The sequence below is a fragment of the Rathayibacter sp. VKM Ac-2879 genome (genome assembly GCF_015351245.1).
In the GTDB taxonomy this organism is placed as follows: Bacteria; Actinomycetota; Actinomycetes; order Actinomycetales; family Microbacteriaceae; genus Rathayibacter.
Window position 1 is genome coordinate 152083 of record NZ_JADKSO010000005.1, and the last position, 25906, is coordinate 177988.

Below are 25906 nucleotides of genomic sequence, written 5' to 3' on the forward strand. Positions count from 1 at the left end.
GCTCCTCGCGCGCCCCCACACCACTGGAGGAATAGTGAACATCAGACGATTCGGCCTCGGAGCTCTGGCGCTCGTCGCTGCGAGCACGCTGGCTCTCGCGGGCTGCAGCAGCTCGGGCCCGTCGGGCGGGGGTGGGTCGGGCAACAGCTCGGCGATCATCACCACCAACGGCTCCGAGCCCCAGAACCCGCTGATCCCGACGAACACCAACGAGGTCGGCGGCGGCAAGATCCTGGACGAGATCTTCGCCGGCCTGGTCTACTACGACGCCAAGGGGGCGCCGCAGAACGACGTCGCCGACTCGATCGAGACCACCGACGCGCAGAACTACACGATCAAGATCAAGCCGGACCTGAAGTTCACGAACGGCGACCCGGTCACCTCCAGCTCGTTCGTCGATGCCTGGAACTACGGCGCGAAGCTCTCGAACAAGCAGCTCAACAGCTACTTCTTCGAGGACATCCAGGGCTTCAGCTACGACGAGGACAGCGAGCTCACCGGGCTGAAGGTCGTCGACGACACGACCTTCACCGTCGCGCTCAAGGACAAGAAGTCGGACTTCCCGCTGCGACTGGGCTACTCGGCCTACTACCCGCTGCCGGCCGCCGCGTTCAAGGACATGGACGCCTTCGGCCAGAACCCGATCGGCAACGGTCCGTACATGCTCTCCGGCAACGACGCGTGGAAGCACAACGTGCAGATCGACCTGGTCACGAACCCCGACTACGCCGGCGGACGCAAGCCCGTCAACGGTGGCGTCACGATCACGTTCTACGCGACGCAGGACGCGGCGTACTCCGATCTCCAGGGTGGCAACCTCGACGTCCTCGACGCGATCCCGGACTCGGCGTACGGCACGTACCAGACCGATCTCGGTGACCGCGCCGTGAACCAGCCCGCCGCGGTGTTCCAGTCGTTCACCATCCCGTCGCGCCTCGCGCACTTCAGCGGCGAAGAGGGCCAGCTGCGTCGCCAGGCCCTCTCGATGGCAATCGACCGCGACCAGATCACCAAGGTGATCTTCGAGGGAACCCGCACCCCGGCCTCCGACTTCACCTCTCCGGTGATCAACGGCTGGAGCGACTCGCTCACGGGCGCCGACGTGCTCAAGTTCGACGCCGACAAGGCCAAGCAGCTCTGGGCCCAGGCCGATGCCATCAGCCCCTGGAGCGGCACCTTCAAGATCGCCTACAACGCCGACGGCGGCCACCAGGGCTGGGTCGACGCCGTGTCGAACTCGATCAAGAACACGCTCGGGATCGACGCCGAAGGCGACGCCTATCCGACGTTCGCCGAGGCGCGCACCAAGATCACCAACCGTTCGATCGAGACCGCGTTCCGCACCGGTTGGCAGGCCGACTACCCGGGTCTGTACAACTTCCTCGGACCGCTGTACGCGACCAACGCCTCGTCGAACGACGGCGACTACTCCAACCCCGACTTCGACGCGCTCCTCGCCGAGGGTGCCGCCGACACCGACCTCAGTGCCGCGAACCAGAAGTTCCAGCAGGCGCAGGAGGTCCTCCTGAAGGACCTCCCGGCGATCCCGCTGTGGTACGCCAACGTGACCGGTGGATACGGGACGGACGTCTCGAACGTTCAGTTCGGCTGGAACTCGGTGCCGCTCTACTACGCGATCACCAAGAACTAAGCTGCCAGAAACAGGGGCGCTTCGCCCGTGTGGTCGACTGCGGTCGACGGCACGGGCGAAGCGCCCTGTTCAGGTCCGAATCGAATGAGGTCACCCACCATGCGACACCGGAATCGGCAGGGCTGACGTGCTCGCCTACATCGTCCGACGCATTCTTCAAGCCGTCCCCGTGCTCATCGGCACCACGTTCCTCATCTACTTCATGGTCTTCGCCATGCCGGGGAACCCCCTCCTCTCTCTCTTCGGCGACAAGACGCCGAACGCCGCGCTCCTGGCGCGGCTAGAGGAGCAGTACCACCTCAACCAGCCCTTCGTCGTCCAGTACCTCTACTACCTGGGAGGCGTGGTCCGCGGCGACTTCGGCGTCTCGTTCTCGGGGCAGTCGGTGAACGACATCCTCGCCCGCACGTTCCCCGTGACGCTCACGCTCGCCATGATGGCGATCGTCATCGAGATCGTCGTGGCGCTGACCGTCGGCCTCATCAGCGGGCTGCGCAAGGGCTCGTTCTTCGACGCGAGTGCCCTCGTGGTCAGCCTCCTGCTGGTCTCTGTGCCGATCTTCGTGCTGTGCTTCATCGCTCAGACGTTCTTCGCGGTGCAGTTGGGCTGGTTCCCGCCGACGGTGGGAGGTGATGCCTCCTTCCAGCGCCTGCTGCTTCCGGCCATCGTCCTCGCGCTCTTCGTGATCGCCTCGGCCATCCGCCTTACTCGCGGCTCGGTCATCGAGACGGCCGGCTCCGACTTCGTGCGCACGGCCTACGGCAAGGGACTCTCGCGACGCCGCGTGATCCCCGTGCACATCCTGCGCAACTCGCTCATCCCGGTCACGACGCAGTTCGGAGCCGACTTCGGTCTGCTCATCGTCGGCGCGACCGTCACCGAGGGCATCTTCAACGTTCCCGGAGTCGGGAACACCCTCTACCAGGCGATCATCCGCGGAGAGCGACCCACGGTCGTCTCCTTCGTCACGGTCATGGTGCTGTTCTACCTCGTGGTGAACATCCTCGTCGACCTGCTCTACGCCGTACTCGACCCGAGGATCCGCTATGCCAAATGAGACTCCCGGCGGCGCGCACGAGGCCCGCCGCATCGACCACTTCGTCGCCCCGCTCGACGAGACGCCGATCGCCTCGATCGATGCCGTCTCCCTCGACGAGAAGCCCAGCAACCTCTGGACCGACGCCTGGCAGGATCTGCGCAAGCGTCCGATGTTCTGGATCTCGAGCGTCCTGATCCTGCTGATCATCCTGGTGGCGCTCATCCCCAGCCTGTTCACCTCGGTCGATCCCCGCGCGTGCGACCTCGGTCTGAGCAATCAGGGACCGGGCGACGGCAGCGTGCTGGGCTACACCAAGCAGGGTTGCGACGTGTACTCGCGGATCGTCTACGGCACGTCGACCTCCCTCTCGGTGGGTCTCATCGTGGTCTTGATCACATCGGTCACCGGAGTCATCGGCGGCGCGCTCGCCGGCTTCTTCGGCGGCTGGGTCGACACCGTCATCATGCGTGCGGGCGACATCTTCTTCTCGATCCCCTACATCCTCGCCGCGGTCGTCATCATGTCGGTCTTCTCGGAGCACCGGAACGTGTTCGTCATCGCCCTCGCGATCGGCGCGTTCGCCTGGCCGACGACGGCCCGAGTGCTGCGCTCGGAGGTCTTGCGCGTCAAGCAGTCCGACTTCGTCGGCGCCGCGACCGCGACCGGACTCTCGCGCATGGCGATCCTGTTCCGTCACGTCATGCCCAACTCGATCGCTCCGGTCATCGTGGTCACGACCATCTCGCTCGGTGCGGCCATCACCGCGGAGGCGACTCTGTCGTTCCTCGGAGTCGGCCTGCCCGGCTCGGTGATGTCGTGGGGCAACGACATCAGTCAGGCCCAGCGCGACTTGCGGACCAACCCGCAGACCCTGATCTACCCGTCCGCCGCGCTGACCATCACCGTGCTGAGCTTCATCCTCCTGGGTGAGGCGCTGCGCGACGCGCTCGACCCGAAGGCGAGGGCTCTCCGATGAGCGCCACGACGAACACCCCGAGGGGCCCGCTGCTCGAGGTCACCGACCTCGAGGTCGGCTTCCAGACCGGAAGCGGCCTCGTCCCGGCCCTCCGGGGCGTGAGCCTCACCATCGAGCACGGCCAGACGGTCGCGATCGTGGGGGAGTCGGGCTCGGGCAAGTCGACGACCGCCGCGGCGATCATCGGCCTGCTGCCCGGCAGCGGCAAGGTGACCGGAGGCTCCGTGCTCTTCGATGGCAAGGACCTCGCGAAGGCGAGCCGGGCCGAGCTCGAGGACCTCCGCGGGCGTCGTATCGGCTATGTGCCGCAGGACCCGATGTCGAACCTGAACCCGGTCTGGTCGGTCGGTTTCCAGGTCGAGGAGACGATCAAGGCGAACGGCCTCGCGACCGGACGCAAAGAGATCCGCGCAAAGGCGATCGAGGTTCTGCAGAATGCCGGTCTCGCCGACGCCGAGAAGCGGCTCAAGCAGTTTCCGCACCAGTTCTCGGGAGGTATGCGCCAGCGCGTGCTCATCGGCATCGGCCTCGCGGCCGCGCCTCAGCTCCTGATCGCCGACGAGCCCACGTCGGCGCTCGACGTGACGGTGCAGCGGCGCATCCTCGACCACCTCGAGACCTTGACGAAGACCGACGGGACTGCCCTGCTCTTCATCACGCACGATCTGGGTCTCGCCGCGGAGCGCGCCGAGAAGCTCATCGTGATGTACAAGGGTCGCATCGTCGAGTCCGGCGCCTCCGTGGAGGTGCTGCAGAATCCGCAGCACCCCTACACTCAGCGCCTCATCGCTGCGGCGCCGAGCCTCGCCTCCCGTCGCATCCAGTCGACGGCGGGGCTGTCCGCGGAGGCCCTTCCTGGCGAGTCGGCGGCGGTCCGTGAGGTCGACCTGGTCGGTGCCGCGAGCCTCCACCAGAGTGCCGCGCCCGTCGCGGCGAAACCGATGATCGAGGTCGACGGACTCACGAAGGTCTTCAAGATCCGTCGCGGCGGGCTCAGGGCCGAGGACTTCACGGCGGTCGACGCCGTGTCGTTCTCGATCCCGAAGGGCACGACCACGGCGCTCGTCGGGGAGTCGGGCTCGGGCAAGTCGACGATCGCGCGCCTCGTCCTGGGTCTCGAGACGGCGACGAGCGGAGCCATCTCGATCGACGGTCGTCGCACCGAGAAGCTCAAGGGCAAGGAGATGCTCGCGCTGCGCCGCTCGATGCAGCCGGTGTTTCAAGATCCGTACGGCTCGCTCGACCCGCTCTACAACATCGGCAACACCATCTCGGAGCCGTTGCGCGTGCATGGAGTGGGCGACCGCACCTCGCAGCGCGAGCGGGTTCTCGAGCTGCTCGACCAGGTGTCGCTGCCGCGGGTGATCGCGAGCCGCTACCCCAACGAGCTCTCGGGCGGTCAGCGTCAGCGGGTCGCCATCGCCCGCGCGCTCGCGCTCAAGCCCGAGATCGTGGTCCTCGACGAGGCGGTGTCGGCGCTCGACGTGCTCGTGCAGGCGCAGATCCTCCGCCTCCTCGCCGACCTCCAGGCGGAACTCGGGCTCACCTATCTGTTCATCACGCACGACCTCGCGGTCGTCCGGGTGATCGCGGACGACGTCTGCGTGATGCAGAAGGGGCAGATCGTCGAGCACGCGTCGACCGACACCGTGTTCGACTCGCCGAAGCAGGAGTACACCCGGGAGTTGCTCGCCGCCATCCCGGGCGCGGGCATCGAGTTCGCGGTCTGACTCGGCTCGTCCCGCGAGGCCCCGGATCCCCGGGCGGACGTCCCTCCCCAGGGTGCTCCGCTCGAGAATCCGGGGCCTTCCTCGATCGCGCCACGTCCCTGCGGTACGATGGATGGTCCCCCTTTTGCACGAGAACACGAGACGAGTCCGTTCACATGGCAAGTGCCACCCGCTCCGACCTGCGCAACGTCGCGATCGTCGCCCACGTCGACCACGGCAAGACGACGCTCGTCGACGCCATGCTCAAGCAGACGAACTCCTTCGACGCGCACGCCCACGTGGACGAGCGCGCGATGGACTCGAACGAGCTCGAGCGCGAGAAGGGCATCACGATCCTCGCGAAGAACACCGCCGTCTCCTACAGCGGCAAGCATGCGAGCGACGGCCCCATCACCATCAACGTCATCGACACCCCGGGCCACGCCGACTTCGGCGGCGAGGTCGAGCGCGGTCTCTCGATGGTCGACGGAGTCTGCCTCTTGGTCGACGCGTCCGAGGGGCCGCTGCCGCAGACCCGCTTCGTGCTGCGCAAGGCCCTCGAGGCGAAGCTCCCCGTCATCCTCCTGGTCAACAAGACCGACCGTCCCGATGCGCGCATCGACGAGGTCGTCGCCGAGAGCCAGGACCTCCTGCTCGGCTTGGCCTCCGACCTCGCGGACGATGTCCCCGACCTCGACCTCGACGCGATCCTCGACGTCCCCGTCGTCTACGCCTCCGGCAAGGCCGGCCGCGCCTCGGCGAACAAGCCCGAGGACGGCTCGCTGCCCGACGCCGAGGACCTCGAGCCCCTGTTCGAGGCGATCCTCAAGCACATCCCCGCGCCGACGTACGACGACGAGGCGCCCCTCCAGGCCCACGTCACGAACCTCGATGCCTCCCCGTTCCTCGGCCGTCTCGCCCTTCTCCGCGTCTTCAACGGCACGATCAAGAAGGGGCAGACCGTCGCCTGGGTCCACCACGACGGCTCGCACACGAACGCCCGCATCACCGAGCTGCTCATCACGAAGGCGCTCGACCGCTACCCGGCCGAATCGGCCGGCCCCGGCGACATCGTCGCGATCGCGGGCTTCCCCGAGATCACCATCGGCGAGACCATCGCCGATCCTGAAGACATCCGTCCGCTGCCCGCCATCACGGTCGACGACCCGGCGATCTCGATGACGATCGGCACCAACACCTCGCCGCTCGTCGGCAAGGTCAAGGGCCACAAGCTGACCGCCCGCATGGTCAAGGACCGCCTCGACCGCGAGCTGATCGGAAATGTCTCGCTCAAGATCCTCGACATCGGGCGTCCCGATGCGTGGGAGGTCCAGGGCCGCGGCGAGCTCGCGCTCGCCATCCTCGTCGAGCAGATGCGCCGAGAGGGCTTCGAGCTCACGGTCGGCAAGCCCCAGGTGGTCACCCGCCAGGTCGACGGCAAGGTGCACGAGCCCTTCGAGCACCTCACCATCGACGCTCCGGAGGAGTACCTCGGCGCGATCACGCAGCTCCTCGCCGCGCGCAAGGGCCGTATGGAGGGCATGTCGAACCACGGCACCGGCTGGGTACGCATGGAATTCGTCGTCCCCTCCCGTGGTCTGATCGGCTTCCGCACCGAGTTCCTCACCACCACGCGCGGCACCGGCATCGCGAATGCGATCCTGCACGGTTACGAGCCGTGGGCAGGCTCCATCGTCACCCGCAACAACGGCTCGATCGTGGCCGACCGCTCGGGGGTCGTCACGCCCTTCGCCATCATCGCGCTTCAGGAGCGCATGACCTTCTTCGTGAACCCCACCGAAGAGGTGTACGAGGGCATGGTCATTGGCGAGAACTCGCGCAACGACGACATGGACGTCAACATCACCAAGGAAAAGAAGCTGACGAACATGCGTCAGTCGACCGCGGACAACTTCGAGTCGATGACGCCTTCGCGTCAGCTGACCCTCGAAGAGTGCCTCGAGTTCGCTCGCGAAGACGAGTGCGTCGAGGTGACCCCTGAGGTTGTCCGCATCCGCAAGGTCGAGCTCGACGCCAACGCCCGCGCCCGGATGACCAGCCGCCTCAAGAAGCAGGGCTGATCGACCTCTTCCGATCGTGCGCGCCGCACGGCGGCCGTCCCGAGCGCTGCACGATGTGCAGACCCGCTCGGACGGACGCCGTGCGGCGTCGTCGTTTAGCCCCCGGGAGTCGTCGTGGGGGGAGGAGCCGGAGCGTCGCCGGGCGGGGTGGCCGCGACGGTCGAGGTGATGAACGACTCGAAGGCGGATGCGTCGTCGGGCTTGCCCGTGTACTCCTGGCCGTCGACGAGAACCGTCGGAGTCGACTTCAGCTTCGCGAGCGAGGAGTTCGCGAGGGGCTGGGTGGTGGCGCGCTGGGTCGCCGCAGCGACCCAGGGTCTGAACTCGCCGCTCGTGATGCACGCCAGCACTTGATCGTCGGTCACGCCCGCGTCCGTGACGAGCGAGCGCAGCGAGTCGTCGTCGAGCCCGGTGGTCCCCTCCGCCGGTTGTTTCGCGAACAGGGCGGTGTTGACGGCGAGGAAGTGGTTGGGATCGTCGGCCGCGACGCATGCCGCAGCGTTCGCGGCACGACTGGAGTAGTCGGACCCGGCCGAGGAGGCGTCCAGGATCGCGATCGGGTGGATCTCGAGCGTGATCATGCCCTGCTTCAGCCACGATTGCAGCTGATCGCCGTTGGTCTTCTCGAACTGGCCGCAGTAGGGGCAGAGATAGTCGACGTAGAGATCGATCGTCGCGACCCCGTTCGCCCGGGGCGCCGACTCGTCGGTGGCGATCGGTTGGGCGTCGGGTTGCAGTGCCGGAGTCGTCAGTGCGGTGATCGCCGAGTCGCTTCCGGTGAAGACGATGCCGTCGCTCAGCATGTTCGCCGGGCCGATGCTCCCGACCTCCTGCTGTGACCACACGTTCCACGCGACCAGGGCGACGACGGCGAGGAGGCCGACCGCCGCGCCCGATTGCGCGAGGATCCGGTTGCGCCGGCGCCGTCTCCGTGCCTGTTCGCGTTGTTCGCGCGCCTGCGCCCGAGCGAGCTCTCGCCGCTCGCGCTTGGTCATCGTGCTCTTGCTGGTCCCGGACATTGTCGCGAGGCTAGTGAGAGGCCCTCGGGGCGGACCAGGAGGGCGCCAGGGAGGCGCTGGGAGCGGATGCGGATGCTCTCAGGCTCCGCGAGGGCATCAGGCGAACAGGCCCGATCCGACGAAGTCGTTCTCGTCGCGCACCCCCGGCGGCACGGCGAAGATCGCCGAGCCCACGTGCTTGATGTACTCGTTGAGCGCATCGTTCGCGAGTGAGCGCTGCACCGTGACGAACTGGTCGGGCGAACGCTGGAACGAGAGGAAGAACAGCCCCGCGTTCAGGCGTCCCAGCTCATCGTTGCCGTCGACGAAGTTGTAGCCGCGGCGCAGGAGGCGCGCGCCCTTGTTGACCGTCGGGTGCGCGAGTCGGACATGCGCCTCCTTGTCGATCAGCGGCGCGCCCGAGACTCCGGTCGCCGCGAGATCGGGCTCGGTGAACTCCGTTCCCCCCGACATCGGCGCTCCCGAGCCTTTGCTGCGTCCGATGACGCGCTCCTGCTCGCCGAGCTGGCTCCGATCCCAGGTCTCGACGATCATGCGGATCTTCCGCGCCACGAGAAAGCTGCCGCCCGTGAGCCACGCCGGACCGTCGGCCTCCTGCACCCAGACGAACTCGTCGACCGCGTCTGCCTCCTCCGACTTGATGTTGGCGGTGCCGTCCTTGAAGCCGAAGAGGTTGCGCGGAGTGACCTGGGCCGTCGAGGTCGAGGAGGTCCGCCCGAAGCCGAGCTGCGACCAGCGCAGCGAGGCGCGCCCGAAGGCGATGCGGCTGAGGTTGCGGATCGCGTGCACGGCGACCTGCGGATCGTCGGCGCACGCCTGGATGCAGAGGTCGCCTCCGCCGGCTGCCGGCACGAGGGCGTCGCCGCGGAAGCGGGGCAGCGTCTGGAGGGCGTCGGGGCGTCGGGAGGCGAGCCCGAACCGGTCGGTGCCGGACTCGTCGGTGAAGAGGCTGGGGCCGAATCCGAAGGTGAGCGTGAGCGAGGAGGCGTCGAGCCCGAGCGCCTCGCCCGTGTCGGCGGGAGGCGCCGTGTCGGGGCCGCCCACCGCGCCCTCCTCGGTCACCTCGAGGCCCTGGGTGAGGCGCGAGGCCGCGAGGGTCCAGTCCTGCAGCAGCTCGACGAGCTCGTCCCGGGTCGTGCCTGCGGCGACGTCGAAGGCAGCGAAGTGCAGGCGATCCTGGGCGGCTGTGGTCACGCCGGCCTGGTTCGCGCCGAAGAACGGGACCGTGGTGGACGCGCGGGTGCCGGTGGTCGTCGTCGCGGCGCCGACGGCGACGGTGCCCCCGACGCCGACCGCGAGACCCGCCGTCCCCGCCGAGACGAGGCCGAGCAGCCCGCGCCGCGAAAGGCGGCGGGGCTGCTCGGTGGCTGTCGCCGGCGGCTCGACGGGATCCGTGGCGACGGTCGTACCGTCGTGTCCCTGCTCCATCAGGCCGCCGGCTCTGCAACGCCCAGCACGGTGTGGGTGAGCTGCGAGAGCGGCTCCGAGAGGGCGTTCACCTGGTCCGAGAGCTCCTTCTTCTGCGCGTCCGTCAGCGTCGAGAACGCGACGAAGCCGGAGTCGATCGAGCCGTACTTGGCGAGCAGCGCGTCGAGCTCGGAGAAGCGCTGAGTGATCTGCGCGGTGAGCTGGGCGCCATCGCCGCCGGTCGCGGTCGCGAGGGGCTCGACGTTGCCGAACGCCACTTCCGCGCCCTGCACGTTCGCGGCGAAGTCGCTGAGGTCGGTGCTCGACCACCAGTCCTCCTCGCCGGTGATCTTGCCGGCGGCCACCTCGTCGAGCAGGCCGATCGCACCGTTCGAGATGTCCGCGACCGACACGGTGAAGGAGGGGGCGTTCACGAGATCGGACAGGCTCTTCACGTCATCGACGAGCTTCTGGCCGAACGTCGCGCGCTGTTCCGGCGTGGAGGGGGACCAGTCGAGCGTCGCGCTCGTGCCATCCGAGTTGAGGGCGCCCGGCGCCGGAGCCCACAGGTCCTTCTCGATGCGGTGGAAGCCCGTCCAGTCGAGGCCCTCGGCCACGGCGTCGACCTCGCGGTAGTCGATCTTCGGATCGAGGTCGCCGAAGGCTTCGGCGGTCGGCTCGATCCGCTCGTAGAAGACACGGGTCGAGGCGAACAGGCTGCGCGCCTTCTCGTCGTCGCCTGCCTCGTAGGCCTGGACGAACGCGGCGACCGCGGGAACGAGTTCGCCGACCTGGGACGTGATGTACGCGACGTAGTTCGTGACCGCTGCGTCGGTGGCCGCCTTCTCGTCAGAGGACTGCGCAGTGGCCTCACCGGTGACGGTGAACTCGCTCATCCCGACCGGAGCGCCGACCTGCTGGAACTTGCACGCCGTGTAGTACGTGCCCGGCTCGAGCTGCGCGACGTACGAGACGTTCTGCCCGGGGGCCACGTTCTCCTTCTCGCCGACGATCCGCAGCTTGTCCTCGGCCAGGATCTCGAACTCGTTCACGTCGGTGCCCGTGTTCTGCAGCGCGAAGCTGACGGCTCCGGCCTGGGCCGTCGAGGCAGAGACGTCGCAGGAGTCGTCCTTGATGGCCACCGACAGCGCCCCCGTCGAGGAGGCAGCCGTGTTGGGTACGCAGCCGGCGAGGATCATCGCGAGCACGCCGGCGCCGGCGAGGCTGACGGCACAGCGGGGGAGGCGGGCGAGACGAGCGCGCGAGGACATGGATCTCCTGTGGTTCGAGGCGGGACCGAGCGAGTCGGCGGCAGTCAGACGGTGGTGGTGGCGGGAGCTGTCGTCGGGGCGGCGCTGCCCCGTCGCGGCCGGCGGAGGCGGACCTGGCGGACGAAGAGGGCTCCCACGACGATCAGGTACAGCAGCCACGCGAGGAACTGCAGGGCGGTCGGCTCGGGCGTGTAGTTGAAGAGACCGCCGAGCAGGGCCGTCAGGGGAGCCGGGAGGATCGCGCCGAGGCTGAACAGCGGCGTGCCCGCGCCGGGGATCAGCGACGCCTCCTGGAGGTCGTGCACGCCGTAGCCGAGGACGCCGGCGGCCACGAGGATGAGGAACGCTCCCGTCCAGGTGAAGAAGCGGCGGAGGTCGATCCGCACGAATCCACGGAAGATCAGATACGAGACCACGACGGCGCTGAGGATGCCCAGGAGCGCGCCGAGGGTGCCGACCCACGCGCCGTCTCCGGAGGCGGCGCTGCTCGAGGAGACGCTGGCCCAGACGAAGAGGGCCGTCTCGATGCCTTCGCGGCCCACGCTGATGAAGCCAAGGATGACGATGCCGATGGCCGAGCCGGCGACGGCGCCGTCGAGCTTGGACTCGAGTTCGCCCTTCAGGCTCCGCGCGTTCGCGCCCATCCAGAAGATCATCCAGGTGACGAGCCCGACGGCGACGACCGACAGTCCCCCTCCGATGAGCTCTTGCGCCTGGAACGAGAGGGTCGAGGGGCCCCACGTGAGGATCGCGCCCGTGGTGAGCGAGATCGCGATCGCCGCCGCGATGCCGATCCAGAGGCGCGGCAGCACGTCGCGTCGTTCGAGCTTCGTCAGGTAGGCGACGAGGATGCCGACGACCAGTCCGGCTTCGAGGCCTTCGCGGAGGCCGATGAGGTAGTTTGCGAGCACGCGTGTTCTCTTTGTCGATTCGTGGACGAGGAGGGCGGCTCCGCCCTGATGCGTTCGGTCGAGTGCGTTCGGCGACGAGCCGAATTGTTCGGTAAGCCTTGCCTTACCGCAGTCGACAGTAGTGCGCGACTCCGGTCGTGTCCAGATGAGTTGCGGAACGAGACACGGGACATCCGTCTCCGGACGTGATGCGCGGCGGGCCGACCAGGCAGGAGAGGCGAAGAGTGGACGCGAGCCGGAGTGCAGCGGGGGAGCGGGTCGTCGCGGTGCACGCGCACCCCGACGACGAGACGATCACGATGGGCGGCACGCTCGCGCAGCTCGTGACGAACGGTGTCGCGGTGACTGTCGTCACTGCGACGCGCGGCGAGTGCGGAGAGGTGATACCGGACGATCTGGCCGGGCTCGAGGGCTCGGAGGAACTCGCCGCGCATCGCACCGCCGAACTTGTCGTCGCACTCACCGCCCTCGGCGTCGGCGATCACCGCTTCCTCGGCGAGGCCGGCGCACGCGCGCCGGGCCTGCCTCCGCGGGTCTACCGCGACTCCGGAATGCAGTGGGGCCCGGGGCGGGTGCCTGTCCCGCTCGAGCCGGTGCACCCCGCCGCCCTCACCGCCGCCGACGAGGACGAGGAGGTCGCCGACCTCGTCGCCGTCCTCCGCCAGGTGGACGCGGGAGTCGTGCTCTCGTACGACGCGGGAGGCGGATACGGCCATCCCGACCACGTGCGCACCGCGCGCGTCGCTCTGCTGGCCGCCGAGCAGCTCGGACTGCGCTATCTCGCCGTGCTGCCCGAGTCCTCGGCGCCCGCCCCGGGCGACGTCGTCGTCGAGCTGACTCCCGACGACCTCGCCCGCAAGCGTGCCGCCTTAGAGGCGCACGCGACCCAACTGGTCGTCGAGGGCGACCGGGCACGGCTCTCGAGTGGGCCGTCCTTCGCGATCGCAGCCGTCGAACGCTTTCGCCCGGCGGTCGCAGGCTCCCTGCCCGACCCCGTGGTCGTCGACCGACCGGGGCTCGGCTCCCGCCTCGTCTCGGGAGTCGTCTCGATCGCGATCGGCGCCGTCGTCGGCACGATCACGACCATCGCCCACCAGAGTGTCGTCACCGTGGGAGGCGTCGACCTGCCCGTCGGGCTCGTCGCCTCCCTCCTGGCCGTCCTCCTGGTGCTGCTCGGCCTCCGGATCGTGATGGCCGACCGCTTCGTCGCGCTCTGCGTCGCGATGGGTCTCCTCGGCGTCAACGGTCTGCTGGCGCTGCGCAGCGTCGGAGGCTCCGTGCTCGTCCCGGCGAACGGTCTCGGCGTCGCCTGGACGTTCTTGCCCGCGCTGATCGCGCTCGTCGTGATCGCCTGGCCCCGGGTCACGCGCCGGGAGGCGCGTCCGGCGGCCACGGGCGCGCCGCCCGCCCCCGTACGATAGAGACCACTGTTCGAAGGGATCTGGAGCGCCGTGACCTACGTGATCGCACTTCCGTGTGTCGATGTGAAGGATCGTGCTTGCATCGATGAGTGTCCGGTGGATTGCATTTATGAGGGGGAGCGTTCCCTCTATATCCATCCTGATGAGTGTGTCGATTGTGGGGCGTGCGAGCCGGTGTGTCCGGTGGAGGCGATCTATTACGAGGATGATCTGCCGGAGCAGTGGGCTGATTATTACAAGGCTAATGTCGAGTTCTTCGACGAGATCGGTTCTCCGGGAGGCGCCGCCAAGGTCGGCGTGATCGCCGCAGACCACCCCGTCATCGCCGCCCTGCCCCCGCAGAGCCACTGAGCGGCTCCGCCGTGGCCCTCGGAGCGCTGCCCGACTACCCGTGGGACCTCATGGTCCCTTTTTCGCGGCTGGCCGCCGAGCATCCCGACGGCCTGGTCGACCTCTCGATCGGTTCGCCCGTCGACCCCACTCCCGCGCCGATCCGCGAGGCTCTCGCCCGCGCGACCGACGCCCACGCCTACCCCACCACCGTCGGCACTCCGGCGCTACGGGAGGCGATCGCCGGCTGGTTCGCCCGTCGGCGGGCCGTCCACGGGCTCGGCCTCGACGAGATCCTGCCGACGATCGGCTCCAAGGAGCTCGTGGCCTGGCTGCCGTTCCTCCTCGGCCTCGGCGAAGGCGACGTAGTCGTCCACCCCACAGCGGCGTATCCCACCTATGCGATGGGCGCCGCGATCGCAGGCGCCCGGGTGCTCGCCTCCGATGACCCCGACGAGTGGCCAGAGTCGACGCGACTCGTCTGGCTCAACTCGCCGGGCAACCCTGACGGGGCCGTGCTCGATGTGCCCGCTCTGCGACGTGCGGTGGCACGAGCTCGTGAGCTGGGTGCCGTGATCGCGGGCGACGAGTGCTACGCCGAGCTCGGCTGGGACGGCCGCTGGGCGGAAGAGGCGATCCCGAGCATCCTCGACCCGCGGGTCGTCGGCCCCGATCGGCGGGGTGTGCTCGGTGTCTACTCGCTGAGCAAGCAGTCCAATCTCGCCGGGTATCGCGCCGCCTTCGTGGCAGGAGACCCGGCCCTCATTGCGCGGCTCGTCACGGTACGCAAGCACGCCGGAATGATCCTCCCGGCGCCGCTACAGGAGGCGATGGTGGTCGCGCTCGGCGACGACCTCCACGTGGTCGAGCAGAAGGAGCGCTACCGTGCGCGTCGTGACCGCCTCCGCCCGGCGCTCGAGGCCGCGGGCTTCCGGATCGACAGGAGCGAGGCCGGCCTCTACCTCTGGGCGACCGAGGGTCGGGCGGCGTGGGAGTCGATCGAGCGCCTTGCTCAGCACGGGATCCTCGCCGGCCCGGGGGTCTTCTACGGCGAGCATTTCCCGGAGCACGTCCGTCTCTCGCTGACCGCGACGGATGAGCGGATCGAGGCCGCCGCGCGCCGGCTCGAGGGTTGGGCCTGATCGAACCGGTCGGCACGGAGGGCTGCATCTGGAGGGAAGCGACAACGCTCGGCGCCCAGAGCTGGTCGGTGACGTACTGCCTCCGCTTTGCCCATAGGCTGTAGGAGGTTCGGTCGACGTCGCCACACACGGCCCCGGCCCAGCCACCATCCAGACCCGGCGCCGCCCGCTCCGTGCGAGCGCTTCCGGGTGCGACCGCGACGACCTGGGAGGCGTTGTGACCGAATCCGGCACACAGAGCGAGGGAACCGCGACGGTGGAGACACCCGAGGCGGTCGCGGCCCCGATCGACGCCGAGCCGTCGCTGCCCGAGAAGGTCACCCTCACCTTCGGCGACCGCACCGCGGAGTTCCCCGTGCTGCGCAGCGTCGACGGCTCCTCGAGCATCGACTTCTCGACGCTGTCGAAGCAGACCGGCTTCATGTCGCTCGACTATGGCTTTGTGAATACCGCCGCGACGAAGTCGCAGATCACCTACATCGACGGGGACAAGGGCGTCCTGCGCTACCGCGGCTACCCGATCGAGGAGGTCGCGACGAACTCGACCTACCTCGAGGCGGCCTGGCTCCTGATCTACGGCGAGTTGCCTACGGCGGACGAGCTCGCCGAGTTCGACGACCGCATCCGGCACCACACCCTGCTGCACGAAGACCTCAAGCGCTTCTTCGACGCCCTCCCGCACAGCGCGCACCCGATGTCGGTTCTCTCGGCGGGGGTCTCGGCGCTGTCCACCTACTACGAGGACAGCTCGAACCCGAAGGACCAGGAGGCGGTCGAGCTGACCACCATCCGCCTCCTCGCGAAGTTGCCCGTGATGGCCGCATACGCACACAAGAAGAGCATCGGCCAGGCGTTCCTCTACCCGGACAACTCGCTGAGCTTCGTCGACAACTTCCTCCGGCTCAACTTCGGCACGATGGCCGAGCCGTACGAGATCGACCCCGTCCTCTCGAAGGCGCTCGATCGCCTCCTGATCCTGCACGAGGACCACGAGCAGAACGCCTCCACCTCGACCGTTCGTCTCGTCGGCTCCACCGAGGCCAACCTCTACGCCTCCGTCTCGGCGGGCATCAATGCCCTCTTCGGCCCGCTGCACGGTGGCGCCAACGAGGCGGTGCTGACGATGCTCGGGCGCATTCGGGAGTCGGGCGAGAGCGTGTCGACCTTCGTCGAGCGGGTGAAGAACAAAGAGGAGGGCGTGCGCCTGATGGGCTTCGGTCATCGGGTGTACAAGAACTACGACCCGCGCGCGAAGCTCGTCAAGGAGAGCGCGTCCGAGGTGCTCCAGGCGCTCGGCGTCAAGGATCCGCTGCTCGACATCGCGATGGAGCTCGAGGCGCTCGCGCTCGAGGACGACTACTTCAAGGAGCGTCGCCTTTACCCCAACGTCGACTTCTACACGGGAGTCATCTACAAGGCGATGGGCTTCCCGAGCCGGATGTTCACGGTGCTGTTCGCCATCGGTCGCCTCCCGGGCTGGATCGCCCACTGGCGCGAGATGAACACGGACAAGCAGACCAAGATCGGCCGCCCGCAACAGCTCTACATCGGTTCGCCCGAGCGCCACTGGCCCGCCGGCCGCTGACACCGTTCACCGCCGGTCGGACGGCCGTCGTGCGGTGCCGCTCGACCGGCGGAGCGCTCAGGCGTGCAGAGCGGCGTTGAGCTCGATCCCGGCGCCGGCGCGGGCGAGCACCTCCACCGCTCCCGTCAACGAATTGCGGCGGAAGAGCAGGCGGGGCACTCCTGAGAGCTCGACGGCCTTGACGGTGTGCGGTCTCCCGTCGGGGAGCGGCGCGGCCCCGACGACGACGACCTTGGTGCCTGCGGTCACATAGAGGCCCGCTTCGACGACCGAGTCGTCTCCGATCGAGATCCCGATTCCGGAGTTGGCGCCCAGGAGCGCCCGGGCGCCGATCGACACCCGCTGGACGCCGCCACCCGAGAGCGTGCCCATGATCGAGGCTCCGCCGCCGATGTCGGAGCCGTCGCCGACGACGACGCCCTGCGAGACACGCCCCTCTACCATCGAGCTGCCGAGGGTGCCCGCGTTGAAGTTGACGAAGCCCTCGTGCATGACGGTGGTGCCCGGTGCGAGATGCGCGCCGAGGCGCACGCGGGAGGTGTCGGCGATGCGCACCTTCTCGGGGGTGACGTAGTCGGTGAGGCGCGGGAACTTGTCGATCCCGGTCGCCTGGATCCCGTGCCGGCGCAGTGAAGGACGCAGCCGGGTGAACGATTCTGGCGAGACGGGGCCGGCGTTCGTCCACACGACGTTCGGAAGGTGCGCGAAGATCCCGTCGAGGTTCACCGTGTTGGGCGCGGCCAGCAGGTGCGAGAGCAGGTGCAGGCGCAGGTAGGCGTCCGACGTCGAGGCGGGAGGCGCCTGCGTGTCGATCTGCAGCGTCACGACGTCGATGCGCACCTCGCGGCGCGGGTCTTCGCTCGCGAGCTCCTCGAACTCGGCGGGCACGATCCACGGATCGCGGCCGGCGGGGATCGCACCGAGCCGCGGCTCCGGGAACCAGGTGTCGAGGACCGTCCCGTCGGAGGCGATCGTGGCGAGGCCGTATCCCCAGGCGGAGGCGGGCGCGGCGGAGTCTGCGGGGTGCTCGGGGGTCATGCCGATCAGGGTAGCGCGCACGAACGGCCCAGTACCCTGGTCGCATGCTCGCTCCGACCGACGTCACCGCTCTCGATCTCCGCTCCGATCCGGTGGCCCTGACCCGGGTCCTCTGCGACATTCCTTCGGTCTCGGGCGACGAGCGCGCTCTCGCCGACGCCGTCGAGTTCGCCCTCTCGTCATACCCGCACCTCGAGGTCCTCCGCGACGGCGACACGGTCGTCGCGCGCACGAACCTGGGCCGAGCGAAGCGTGTCGTGATCGCGGGGCACCTGGACACGGTCCCGATCAACGACAACCTGCCGGTGCGCAGCACCGTCGTGGAGGGCGTCGAGTACCTCGTCGGTCGCGGAACGGTCGACATGAAGGCGGGCGTCGCGGTCCAGCTGGTCCTCGCGGCCGAGCTCTCCACGCCGGCCGTCGACATCACCTGGATGTGGTACGACAACGAAGAGGTGGCCTCCGAGCTCAACGGCCTCGCCCGCCTCGCCCGTCACCGTCCGGAGCTGTTCTCCGCCGACTTCGCCGTGCTGGGCGAGCCCACGGGCGGCGCGGTCGAGGGAGGATGCAACGGCACCCTGCGCGTCGACGTCATCACCCACGGGGTGCGCGCCCACTCCGCGCGGAGCTGGGTGGGCGAGAACGCGATCCATGCCGCCGCGCCGATCCTCCAGCGTCTCGCCGCCTACGAGCCACGCGAGGTCGAGGTGGAGGGCCTGGTCTACCGCGAGGGCGTCAACGCGGTCCGCATCTCGGGGGGAGTCGCAGGCAACGTGATCCCCGATCTCTGCACGGTGCACGTCAACTACCGGTTCGCTCCGAGCCGCAGCGGCGAGGAGGCTGTCGGGCACCTCCGCGAGCTCTTCGCCGGCTTCGAGGTCGAGGTCGTCGATCTCGCGGAGGGCGCGCGACCCGGTCTCGATGCGCCGCTCGCCCTCGACTTCCTCGACGCGCTCGGGGTGGAGGCGAAGCCTAAGTACGGCTGGACCGATGTCGCGCGCTTCTCGGCACTGGGCGTTCCCGCGGTCAACTATGGGCCGGGCGATCCCCTCCGCGCCCATGCCGACGACGAGCGCGTCGCCATCGACGAGATCACCGCATGTGCCGAGCGCCTGCGCCGGTGGCTGAACGGGTCCTCGTGACGACTCCGACGGTGCGGCTCTCCTCGCCGATGCGCGTGTGGCTGCGGCTGATCCCATGGTGGGCCCGGGTCCTCGTGATCTTCGTGCTGACCCGCGTGGTGACGACGATCATCCTGCTGCGGTTCGCCGCAGAGCAGGAGGCGAACTTCTGGACCGGGCCCGCGCCCTCGTACGTCGACTTCGCGACCATCTGGGACGGCCGCTGGTACCAGATCATTGCGATGGGAGGCTATCCGTCGGAGCTTCCGCTCACCGCGACGGGCAACGTCGGCGAGAACGCGTGGGCGTTCATGCCGCTCTATCCCGGGGTGGTGCGCCTCGTCATGATCGTGACCGGGCTGGGCTGGGCGACCGCCGCCGTCGCCATCTCTGTGCTCTGCGCCGCCGCCGCCTGCCTTGTGCTCTACCGGCTGTTCCGGCACTCGCTCACGGAGTCGCAGTCGCTCGTCGCGATCCTGTTCTTCTGCGTCGCGCCCACGTCGCCGTTGCTGCAGCTCGCCTACGCCGAGTCGATGGCGATGCTGCTCACGGCGATCGTGCTCCTGCTGCTCGTGCGACGCCGATGGCTCGCGGTGGCGCCGGTGGTTCTGCTGCTCGGGTTGACCCGCCCGAGCGGGCTCGCCTTCGCGGCCGCGATGGGGCTCTACGTCGTCTACCGCTTCCTCCGCCGCTCGCGCGAGCCGTTCCCTCGTGCCGACTGGCTCCCCGTCGTCGCACTGACCGCGTGGGGCCTCGTCGTCGGTCTGCTCTGGCCCGCGATCGCGTGGGCGGCGACCGGATCGGCCACGGCCTACACCGACACCGAGCTGGCGTGGCGGTCCGCCTACATCGGCTACCAGGAGCTGCTGCCCTTCACCTCGTGGTTCCAGGGCGGAGCCTGGTGGGGCACGTGGTGGTTCGGCACCCCTTCGCTGGGGATCACGATCGTGATCGCGCTCGTGCTGGCCTTCCTCGGCATCCTCGCGGCGCCCTGGACGCGTCGCCTCGACCTCTTCAGTCGTGCGTGGGTCGCCGGCTACGCCGTCTACCTCTTCGCTTTCTTCTTCCCGCAGTCGAGCACGTTCCGCCTCCTCAGCCCGATGTTCCCGCTGGCCGGAGCGCTCGCCGTCCCGCGCTCGCTGCTGTTCCGGATCGTGATGGTCGCGCTCGGGATCGCCGGCCAGGTCGTGTGGATCTCGATCTGCTGGGCCGTGGTCGGCTCCGACTGGACACCCCCGTGATCGGGCCAGAGATGCCGCGCGAATCCCGCGCGGCGGGTCAGATGTGCCTCCGCCTCGCCGCTATGCTCATCGGAATGTCTCTCCTCGCTGTAGCCGGTGAGCCGCGACGTCTTCCGTCGCACCTCGCGTGGCCTTCCCGACCACACAGATCGACGATCGATTCCGGATCTCCCGCGCTCCATGCCGGATCCGCGTCATGACCGCCGAGATGACGATGCCCGCGACCGCGGAGGCCTCCGCGCCCTCGCGATCGAGCTGGCGCCGACTCTTCCCCTGGTGGCTCCAAGTCCTCGCCGTGTTCGTGGTAACGCGAGTCGTGACGACGGCGATCATGCTGCGCCTGGCCGTGGTCCACCAGGGAGTGCCGTGGACCGGTCTGCGGGACACCTACGTCCACTTCGCGACGACCTGGGACGGTGGCTGGTACCAGACGATCGGCATGACCGGCTACCCGTCGGTGCTGCCGCTCTCACCCACCGGGCTCGTCGAGCAGAACCCGTGGGCGTTCATGCCTGTGTATCCCTTCACGGTCCGCGCGCTGATGACCGTGACGGGCCTCGACTGGGCGAACGCCGCCGTGCTCGTCGCTCTGCTGTGCAGTGCCGCAGCCTGCCTCGTGCTCTATCGCCTTTTCCGGGTGTCGCTGAGCGAAGGTCAGTCGCTCATGGCGGTCGTGTTCTTCTGCGTCGCACCCACGTCGCCCATCCTGCAGATCGGCTACGCCGAATCCGCGGCAATCCTCCTCACCGCGACGATGCTCCTCCTCCTCGTGCGGAAGCGTTGGGGCTGGGTCTTCCCCATCATCCTGGTGCTCGGTCTCCTCCGCCCCAGCGGCCTCGCGATCGCCGCCATGATGGGGTTGTACTTCCTCTTCCGGATCTGGCAGAGGGTTCGCTCCGGCGTCGCCTTCCCGCGGTCAGAGGTGATCCTCACGATCGCCCTCGGGGCGTGGGGCCTGTTCGTCGGATTCGCCTGGCTCCTCATCGCGTGGGCGGTCACGGGCTCGTTCTCGGCCTACACCGACACCGAGCTCGCGTGGAGGTCCGTGTTCATCGGCGAGCACGAGCTCGTCCCGTTCACCTCGTGGTTCGCGGGCGGGGGGTGGTGGGGCCAGCTGTGGTTCTCCTCGCCGATGGTCGGCATGGGCATCGTCGTGGTGATCGTCCTCGGGTTCCTTGCGCTGTTCTTCTCGGCGTCGGCCCGTCGGCTCGATGTCTTCAGCCGCACGTGGATCGGCGGCTACGCCATCTACCTCTTCGCCTTCTTCTACCCGCAGTCCAGCACCTTCCGCATTCTGATGCCCATGTTCCCGCTCTTCGGCGCGCTCGCGGTACCCCGGTCGCCGCTGTTCCGCGTCTTCCTGGTGGCGGCGTCGTTGATGGGTCAGGTCGTCTGGCTGCTGCTGTGCTGGGTCTTCACTCCGGGCGACTGGTCGCCGCCGTGATCGGGCCGCACCCGAGTTGGGGGCGCGCGGTTATCCGAGGCTCCGCGGATGCGCGATAATAGAGGGATACGTCACGAAAGGGGAACTCTATGGCGGCCATGAAGCCGAGGACCGGAGACGGACCGATGGAGGCTGTTAAGGAGGGGCGACTCATCGTCGTGCGTGTTCCGCTCGAAGGAGGCGGACGCCTCGTCGTCTCGGTCAACGATGCAGAGGCGAAAGAGCTGCACGACGCGCTTGCGTCGGTGGTGGCTCCGGCCTGACACCTACACGACCGAGAACGCCCGTCGCACCTGGTGCGGCGGGCGTTCCCTCGTTGAGGTCGACGTCTCGGCGGGGGCGCGGCGGGCTACGCCCGGCGCTTGTTGGCCTGCAGCAGGCCGTCGCCGATGGGCGAGAGCACGCTGACGACGGCGGGGGAGGCGCAGACCTCGGCGACCAACAGACGGAACGTCGACGCGATCTCGTCGCGCTGGGCCGGATTCGAGACCCGGCCGCGCCAGAGCGCGTGCGGGACCAACACGGTGCCGCCGGGTCGCACCAGGCGGAGGGCGTGCTCGACGTTCTCGATGACCTGGAGCGGATCGCCGTCGACGAAGACGATGTCGTAGGAGTTCTCGTTCATCCTCGGCAACACCTCCAGCGCGCGACCCGGGATGAGCCGGAGCCTGTTGGGCGAGATGCCCGCCTCGTGGAACTGCGCACGTGCATGTTGCTGATGCACCGCCTCCGAGTCGATGGAGGTGAGCATCGCCTCGGGCGCACCGTCGAGCAGCCAGAGGCCGCTCACGCCGGTGCCCGTGCCGATCTCGATGATCGACGTGGCGCGCGCCGCCGCCGCGACCAGGGCGGACTGCGCTCCGATCGAGGGGGAGACGGCGTCGATGCCCAGCTCGACCGAGAGCCGGCGGGCGGAGGCGATGGCCTCCGACTCGACGATCGCGTCCTCGGCGTACTTCCAGTTGGCATCCTTGTCGGACACGGGCGAGCTCCTCTAGTCGATGCGGTGGGCGGATCGCGCTCCCCGCACGGTCAGGCTACGGTGGCGCGAGCGTGCGGCCGGGGAGGCGCGGCGGGTTAGGGTTGTCCTCGTGTTCGGTTTGACGTTCGACAAGCTCCTCATCATCGGAGTCATCGCCGTCTTCGTGCTGGGTCCCGACCGCCTTCCCCACTACGCCGCGCAGCTGGGACAGCTCGTGCGCAAGGTGCGCGGGTTCGCGACGCAGGCGCGCGAACGCGTCAAGGACGAGATGGGCGAGGAGTTCAACGAGGTCGATTGGCGCAAGCTCGATCCGCGCCAGTACGACCCGCGGCGCATCATCCGCGACGCCCTCCTCGAAGACGACACCTCGGCTCCTACCGTGAAGCCCCCGTCGGCGGTCGCCGCCCCCGTCGTCACGGGCGGCTCGACGTCGTCGCAGGACAGCTATTACACGACCATGCAGCGCTCGGTGAGCGCGGGCATGCTCTCGAGCATCGCACCGCCCCCGATCGATTCAGAGGCCACCTGAGCCGATCGCGCTCAGTCGATCGCGAGGGGCAGCCGACGACCGGTCAGGCCCCTCGGACGATCCGAGAGCCTTCGCGCGAGGGCGATGATGGCCTGGGCCGCGGAGTCGTCTGGTGCGCCGACGACGACCGGGACACCGTCATCGCCGCCCGAGCGGAGGGCGACACTGATCGGCAAGGACGCCAGCAGGAGCACCGGCTCGCCGTCCGCGCCAAGGCGACGCGCGACTTCGGCGCCCCCTCCGCTCCCGAAGAGCTCGAGCACCGAACCGTCGGGCTGGGGCAGCCCCGCCATGTTCTCGACCACCCCCACGATCCGTTGACCGGACTGACGGGCGAGGGCGCCGCTGCGCTCGGCGACGTCGGCCGCAGCCGGCTGCGGCGTCGTCACGATCAGTACCTCCGCATGCGGGAGGAGCTGACCGATCGAGATCGCCACGTCGCCCGTGCCCGGCGGAAGATCGAGCAACAGCACGTCGAGGTCGCCGAAGTAGACGTCGGTGAGGAACTGCGAGATCGTGCGGTGCAGCATCGGTCCGCGCCACGACACGGCGGCGCCGCGCGTGTCGCCCTCGAGGAACATGCCGATCGAGATGACCTTCACGCCGTAGGCGACCGGAGGCAGCATCAGCTCGCCGACTCGGGTCGGCCCGGCGACACGTCCCTCGTGCATCAGGCCCAGGAGCCCGGGGATCGAGAATCCGTGCACGTCCGCATCGACGAGCCCCACCGCGAGGCCCTGCTGCGCGAGAGCCACCGCGAGGTTCGCCGTCACGGTCGACTTGCCCACCCCTCCCTTGCCGCTCGTCACCGCGTAGACGCGGGTGAGTGAATCAGGGCCGAACGGCATGGCGCGCTTCGAGCCGCGGAGGCGCTCGGTGAGCGCGGTGCGCTGTGCGGGGGTCATCACGCCGACGGTGATCGCGACCGAGGCGACACCGGGCACGGCGGAGGCGGCCGCGACGACGTCGCGCTCGATCGCGGACGCGGCCGGGCAGCCGACGATCGTGAGGCGGATCGCCACGTGCACCGCTCCGTCGGGATCGGCCTGGACCGACTCCACCATGTCGAGCTCGGTGATCGGGCGGCGGATCTCGGGATCGAGGACGCCGGCCAGCGCCGCGAGGACGGCGCGATCGAGGTCAGGCATCGCGGCGCTCGGCGGAGGCGGGCTCCGCCCTGTCCTTCTCGAGCTCCTCCACGAGACTGCGGAGTTCCGAGCGGATGAAGTCCTTGCTCGCCATGTCGCGGATGGCGAGCCGCAGGGCGACGACCTCGCGAGCGAGGTACTCGGTGTCGGCGAGAGTGCGCTCGGCGCGCTGACGGTCCTGTTCGATCTGCACCCGGTCGCGGTCGTCCTGGCGGTTCTGGGCGAGCAGGAGGAGGGGAGCGGCGTAAGAGGCCTGCAGCGACAGGATGAGCGTCAGCACCGTGAAGCCGAGCGCCTGCGAGTCGAAGCGCGCATCCTCCGGTCCGTAGGTGTTGAACCCGAGCCAGAACACGCAGAAGACGGTCATGCCCACGAGGAACCACGGGGTGCCCATGGCCCGGGCGAACGACTCCGTCAGGCGGCCGAAGCGGTCGCTGCTCTGGCGATTGCGGCGGGGCAGCACACGGCTGCGGAGCCCCTTGGGGTTCTCGAGCCGTTGATCCTGCTTGACGTCTCTAGCCACGTGAGCCCCTCCGTCCCCGTCGTCCCGTCTTCGCCCGGCTCGCCGGCGCCACGACCGGCACGCTACGCGTCGCCGACGTCACCGGCGCCCTCGGTTCGTCGTCGCCGTGGCTGCGCCAGTCGTCCGGGAGGAGGTAGTCGAGCACGTCGTCGATCGTCACCACCCCGACGAGCCGGTGCGACTCGTCGACCACGGGCACCGAGACGAGGTTGTAGCTCGCCAGGATCCTGGCCACCTCGGCCGCGGAGGTGTCGGGGGTGATCGGATCCATTCCCTGGTCGAGGAGGGTGCCGAGACGCTCGTGCGGCGGGTAGCGAAGCATCCGCTGGAAGTGGACCATGCCGAGGAACCGCCCCGTCGGCGGCTCGTAGGGCGGAAGTGTCACGCAGACCGCGGCTCCGAGCGCCGGAGCGAGCTCGTGACGGCGGATGAGCGCGAGCCCCTCGGCGACGGTCGCCTCCGCCGACACGATGATCGGCTCGGTCGTCATGAGGCCGCCGGCGGACTCGGGAGCGTAGCTGAGGAGCATGCGGACGTCGTCCGCCTCCTCCGGCTCCATCAGCTCGAGCAGGGCCTCGCCGCGCTCATCCGAGAGCTGCGCGATGAGATCGGCCGCGTCGTCGGGCTGCATCTGGTCGAGGACGTCGGCGGCGCGGTCGTCGTCGAGCTGGCCGAGGATCTCGACCTGTTCGCTCTCGGGCATCTCTTCGAGGACGTCGGCGAGGCGGTCGTCCGAGAGCTCGCCCGCGACCTCGAGCATCCGCTGCTGTGGCAGGTCGAGCAGTGTGCTCGCGAGGTCGGCCGGCTTGAGCTCGGACAGGCTTGCCACGTACTGCTCGGCGGATTGCGCCTCCGTCGAGACGCTCTCGCGTACTTCGCGCCAGCCGGCGAAGGCAGTCGCGCCCTTGGCGAAGGGGGAGGGGCTCGTCTTGGGCCGGCGGACGAAGAGCTGGGCGAGCTGCCACTCGCCGGGCCCGACCTCCTCGATCGCCACATCCTCGACGGTGGCGTCCCCCGATCCGTCGACGAAGCTGACGCGGCGGCCAAGCAGCTCCGCGATCACGCGCACCTCGCCTCCGCGCTGCTCGAAGCGGCGCACGTTGATGAGCCCGGTAGTGATGATCTGCCCGCTGCCGATGCTCGTGACCCTGCCGATCGAGACGAAGACGCGGCGGCGGCCGGGGATCTCGACGACCAGCCCGACGACACGGGGCGCATCGAGTCGGCGATAGACCAGAAGCACGTCCCGGACCTTGCCGACGCGATCGCCGGCCGGGTCGAAGACGCTGCATCCGGCCAAGCGCGCGACGAAGACTCTGGCGGAACTCACGGCTACCA

Annotated in this window: 23 protein-coding genes; 14 read left to right on the forward strand and 9 right to left on the reverse strand. The window is 68.9% G+C overall.

Annotated features, from left to right (window positions below):
• Window positions 1-34 precede the first annotated feature (34 nt).
• The 5 genes from ITJ45_RS13175 (at window position 35) to typA (ending at window position 7456) form a co-directional block, all read left to right on the forward strand.
• Window positions 35-1651: a peptide ABC transporter substrate-binding protein gene (locus tag ITJ45_RS13175; protein WP_194610618.1), complete on the forward strand. Its 1617-nt coding sequence runs from the start codon at window positions 35-37 to the stop codon at window positions 1649-1651.
• 127 nt (window positions 1652-1778) lie between these two features.
• Window positions 1779-2708: an ABC transporter permease gene (locus ITJ45_RS13180; protein WP_194610616.1), complete on the forward strand. Its 930-nt coding sequence runs from the start codon at window positions 1779-1781 to the stop codon at window positions 2706-2708.
• Window positions 2698-3666 carry an ABC transporter permease gene (locus ITJ45_RS13185; protein ID WP_194610615.1) on the forward strand — a complete coding sequence of 323 codons (969 nt, stop codon included), beginning with the start codon at window positions 2698-2700 and terminating at the stop codon, window positions 3664-3666. Before ITJ45_RS13180 ends, ITJ45_RS13185 begins: the two co-directional genes overlap by 11 nt.
• On the forward strand, window positions 3663-5396 hold the full coding sequence (locus tag ITJ45_RS13190) for a dipeptide ABC transporter ATP-binding protein (RefSeq protein ID WP_194610613.1): 1734 nt from the start codon (window positions 3663-3665) through the stop codon (window positions 5394-5396). The genes ITJ45_RS13185 and ITJ45_RS13190 overlap by 4 nt, the downstream gene beginning before the upstream one ends.
• Window positions 5397-5551: 155 nt before the next feature.
• Window positions 5552-7456, forward strand: coding sequence for a translational GTPase TypA (gene typA / locus ITJ45_RS13195; protein WP_194610611.1), 1905 nt, complete (start codon window positions 5552-5554; stop codon window positions 7454-7456).
• Window positions 7457-7551: 95 nt separating this feature from the next.
• Here the strand turns inward: typA and ITJ45_RS13200 are convergent, their stop codons facing one another.
• From ITJ45_RS13200 to efeU, 4 genes are all read right to left on the reverse strand, one after another.
• Window positions 7552-8475 (reverse strand): DsbA family protein, encoded by a 924-nt coding sequence (locus ITJ45_RS13200; RefSeq protein WP_194610609.1) that lies wholly within the window; start codon window positions 8473-8475, stop codon window positions 7552-7554.
• Window positions 8476-8571: 96 nt separating this feature from the next.
• Entirely contained in the window at window positions 8572-9903 is a 1332-nt protein-coding gene (efeB, locus tag ITJ45_RS13205) for an iron uptake transporter deferrochelatase/peroxidase subunit (RefSeq protein WP_194610607.1), read from the reverse strand.
• Window positions 9903-11153, reverse strand: coding sequence for an iron uptake system protein EfeO (efeO, locus tag ITJ45_RS13210; protein ID WP_194610605.1), 1251 nt, complete (start codon window positions 11151-11153; stop codon window positions 9903-9905). Before efeO ends, efeB begins: the two co-directional genes overlap by 1 nt.
• A gap of 44 nt (window positions 11154-11197) precedes the next feature.
• Entirely contained in the window at window positions 11198-12064 is an 867-nt protein-coding gene (efeU, locus tag ITJ45_RS13215; RefSeq protein WP_194610603.1) for an iron uptake transporter permease EfeU, read from the reverse strand.
• A gap of 224 nt (window positions 12065-12288) precedes the next feature.
• On the opposite strand from efeU, the gene ITJ45_RS13220 reads away from it, so the two are divergent.
• From ITJ45_RS13220 to ITJ45_RS13235, 4 genes are all read left to right on the forward strand, one after another.
• Window positions 12289-13485, forward strand: a complete 1197-nt coding sequence (locus ITJ45_RS13220) for a PIG-L family deacetylase (protein WP_194610600.1) — start codon at window positions 12289-12291, stop codon at window positions 13483-13485.
• A gap of 30 nt (window positions 13486-13515) precedes the next feature.
• Entirely contained in the window at window positions 13516-13836 is a 321-nt protein-coding gene (fdxA, locus tag ITJ45_RS13225) for a ferredoxin (RefSeq protein WP_194610598.1), read from the forward strand.
• 11 nt (window positions 13837-13847) lie between these two features.
• A complete protein-coding gene (dapC, locus tag ITJ45_RS13230) occupies window positions 13848-14957 on the forward strand; it encodes a succinyldiaminopimelate transaminase (RefSeq protein WP_194610596.1) in 1110 nt (369 codons plus the stop codon).
• A 286-nt stretch (window positions 14958-15243) separates the two neighbouring features.
• Window positions 15244-16542, forward strand: a complete 1299-nt coding sequence (locus tag ITJ45_RS13235) for a citrate synthase (RefSeq protein ID WP_194610831.1) — start codon at window positions 15244-15246, stop codon at window positions 16540-16542.
• A 57-nt stretch (window positions 16543-16599) separates the two neighbouring features.
• On the opposite strand, the gene dapD is transcribed toward ITJ45_RS13235, so the two are convergent.
• The gene (dapD, locus tag ITJ45_RS13240; RefSeq protein WP_194610594.1) at window positions 16600-17580 is read right to left on the reverse strand and encodes a 2,3,4,5-tetrahydropyridine-2,6-dicarboxylate N-succinyltransferase; all 981 of its coding nucleotides are present in this window, start codon (window positions 17578-17580) and stop codon (window positions 16600-16602) included.
• 44 nt (window positions 17581-17624) lie between these two features.
• Between dapD and dapE the strand changes: the two genes are divergently transcribed.
• The 4 genes from dapE (at window position 17625) to ITJ45_RS13260 (ending at window position 21649) form a co-directional block, all read left to right on the forward strand.
• Window positions 17625-18722, forward strand: a complete 1098-nt coding sequence (gene dapE, locus ITJ45_RS13245; protein ID WP_194610592.1) for a succinyl-diaminopimelate desuccinylase — start codon at window positions 17625-17627, stop codon at window positions 18720-18722.
• On the forward strand, window positions 18701-19942 hold the full coding sequence (locus ITJ45_RS13250; protein WP_323743033.1) for a hypothetical protein: 1242 nt from the start codon (window positions 18701-18703) through the stop codon (window positions 19940-19942). Before dapE ends, ITJ45_RS13250 begins: the two co-directional genes overlap by 22 nt.
• A gap of 196 nt (window positions 19943-20138) precedes the next feature.
• Window positions 20139-21386, forward strand: a complete 1248-nt coding sequence (locus tag ITJ45_RS13255) for a hypothetical protein (protein ID WP_194610589.1) — start codon at window positions 20139-20141, stop codon at window positions 21384-21386.
• A gap of 89 nt (window positions 21387-21475) precedes the next feature.
• Window positions 21476-21649: a DUF3117 domain-containing protein gene (locus tag ITJ45_RS13260; RefSeq protein ID WP_159856411.1), complete on the forward strand. Its 174-nt coding sequence runs from the start codon at window positions 21476-21478 to the stop codon at window positions 21647-21649.
• Window positions 21650-21735: 86 nt separating this feature from the next.
• Here the strand turns inward: ITJ45_RS13260 and ITJ45_RS13265 are convergent, their stop codons facing one another.
• A complete protein-coding gene (locus tag ITJ45_RS13265; protein ID WP_194610587.1) occupies window positions 21736-22368 on the reverse strand; it encodes an O-methyltransferase in 633 nt (210 codons plus the stop codon).
• 109 nt (window positions 22369-22477) lie between these two features.
• Between ITJ45_RS13265 and ITJ45_RS13270 the strand changes: the two genes are divergently transcribed.
• A complete protein-coding gene (locus tag ITJ45_RS13270) occupies window positions 22478-22897 on the forward strand; it encodes a twin-arginine translocase TatA/TatE family subunit (protein ID WP_323743030.1) in 420 nt (139 codons plus the stop codon).
• Between the two features lie 11 nt (window positions 22898-22908).
• On the opposite strand, the gene ITJ45_RS13275 is transcribed toward ITJ45_RS13270, so the two are convergent.
• Genes ITJ45_RS13275 through ITJ45_RS13285 form a run of 3 tightly spaced genes read right to left on the reverse strand, consistent with a single transcriptional unit; the run spans window position 22909 to window position 25898 of the window.
• Complete coding sequence (locus ITJ45_RS13275) at window positions 22909-24045, reverse strand: Mrp/NBP35 family ATP-binding protein (RefSeq protein WP_194610582.1); 1137 nt, start codon at window positions 24043-24045, stop codon at window positions 22909-22911.
• Window positions 24038-24568 carry a DUF1003 domain-containing protein gene (locus ITJ45_RS13280; RefSeq protein WP_194610580.1) on the reverse strand — a complete coding sequence of 177 codons (531 nt, stop codon included), beginning with the start codon at window positions 24566-24568 and terminating at the stop codon, window positions 24038-24040. Before ITJ45_RS13280 ends, ITJ45_RS13275 begins: the two co-directional genes overlap by 8 nt.
• Window positions 24561-25898 carry a magnesium transporter MgtE N-terminal domain-containing protein gene (locus ITJ45_RS13285; RefSeq protein WP_194610578.1) on the reverse strand — a complete coding sequence of 446 codons (1338 nt, stop codon included), beginning with the start codon at window positions 25896-25898 and terminating at the stop codon, window positions 24561-24563. Before ITJ45_RS13285 ends, ITJ45_RS13280 begins: the two co-directional genes overlap by 8 nt.
• Window positions 25899-25906 lie beyond the last annotated feature (8 nt).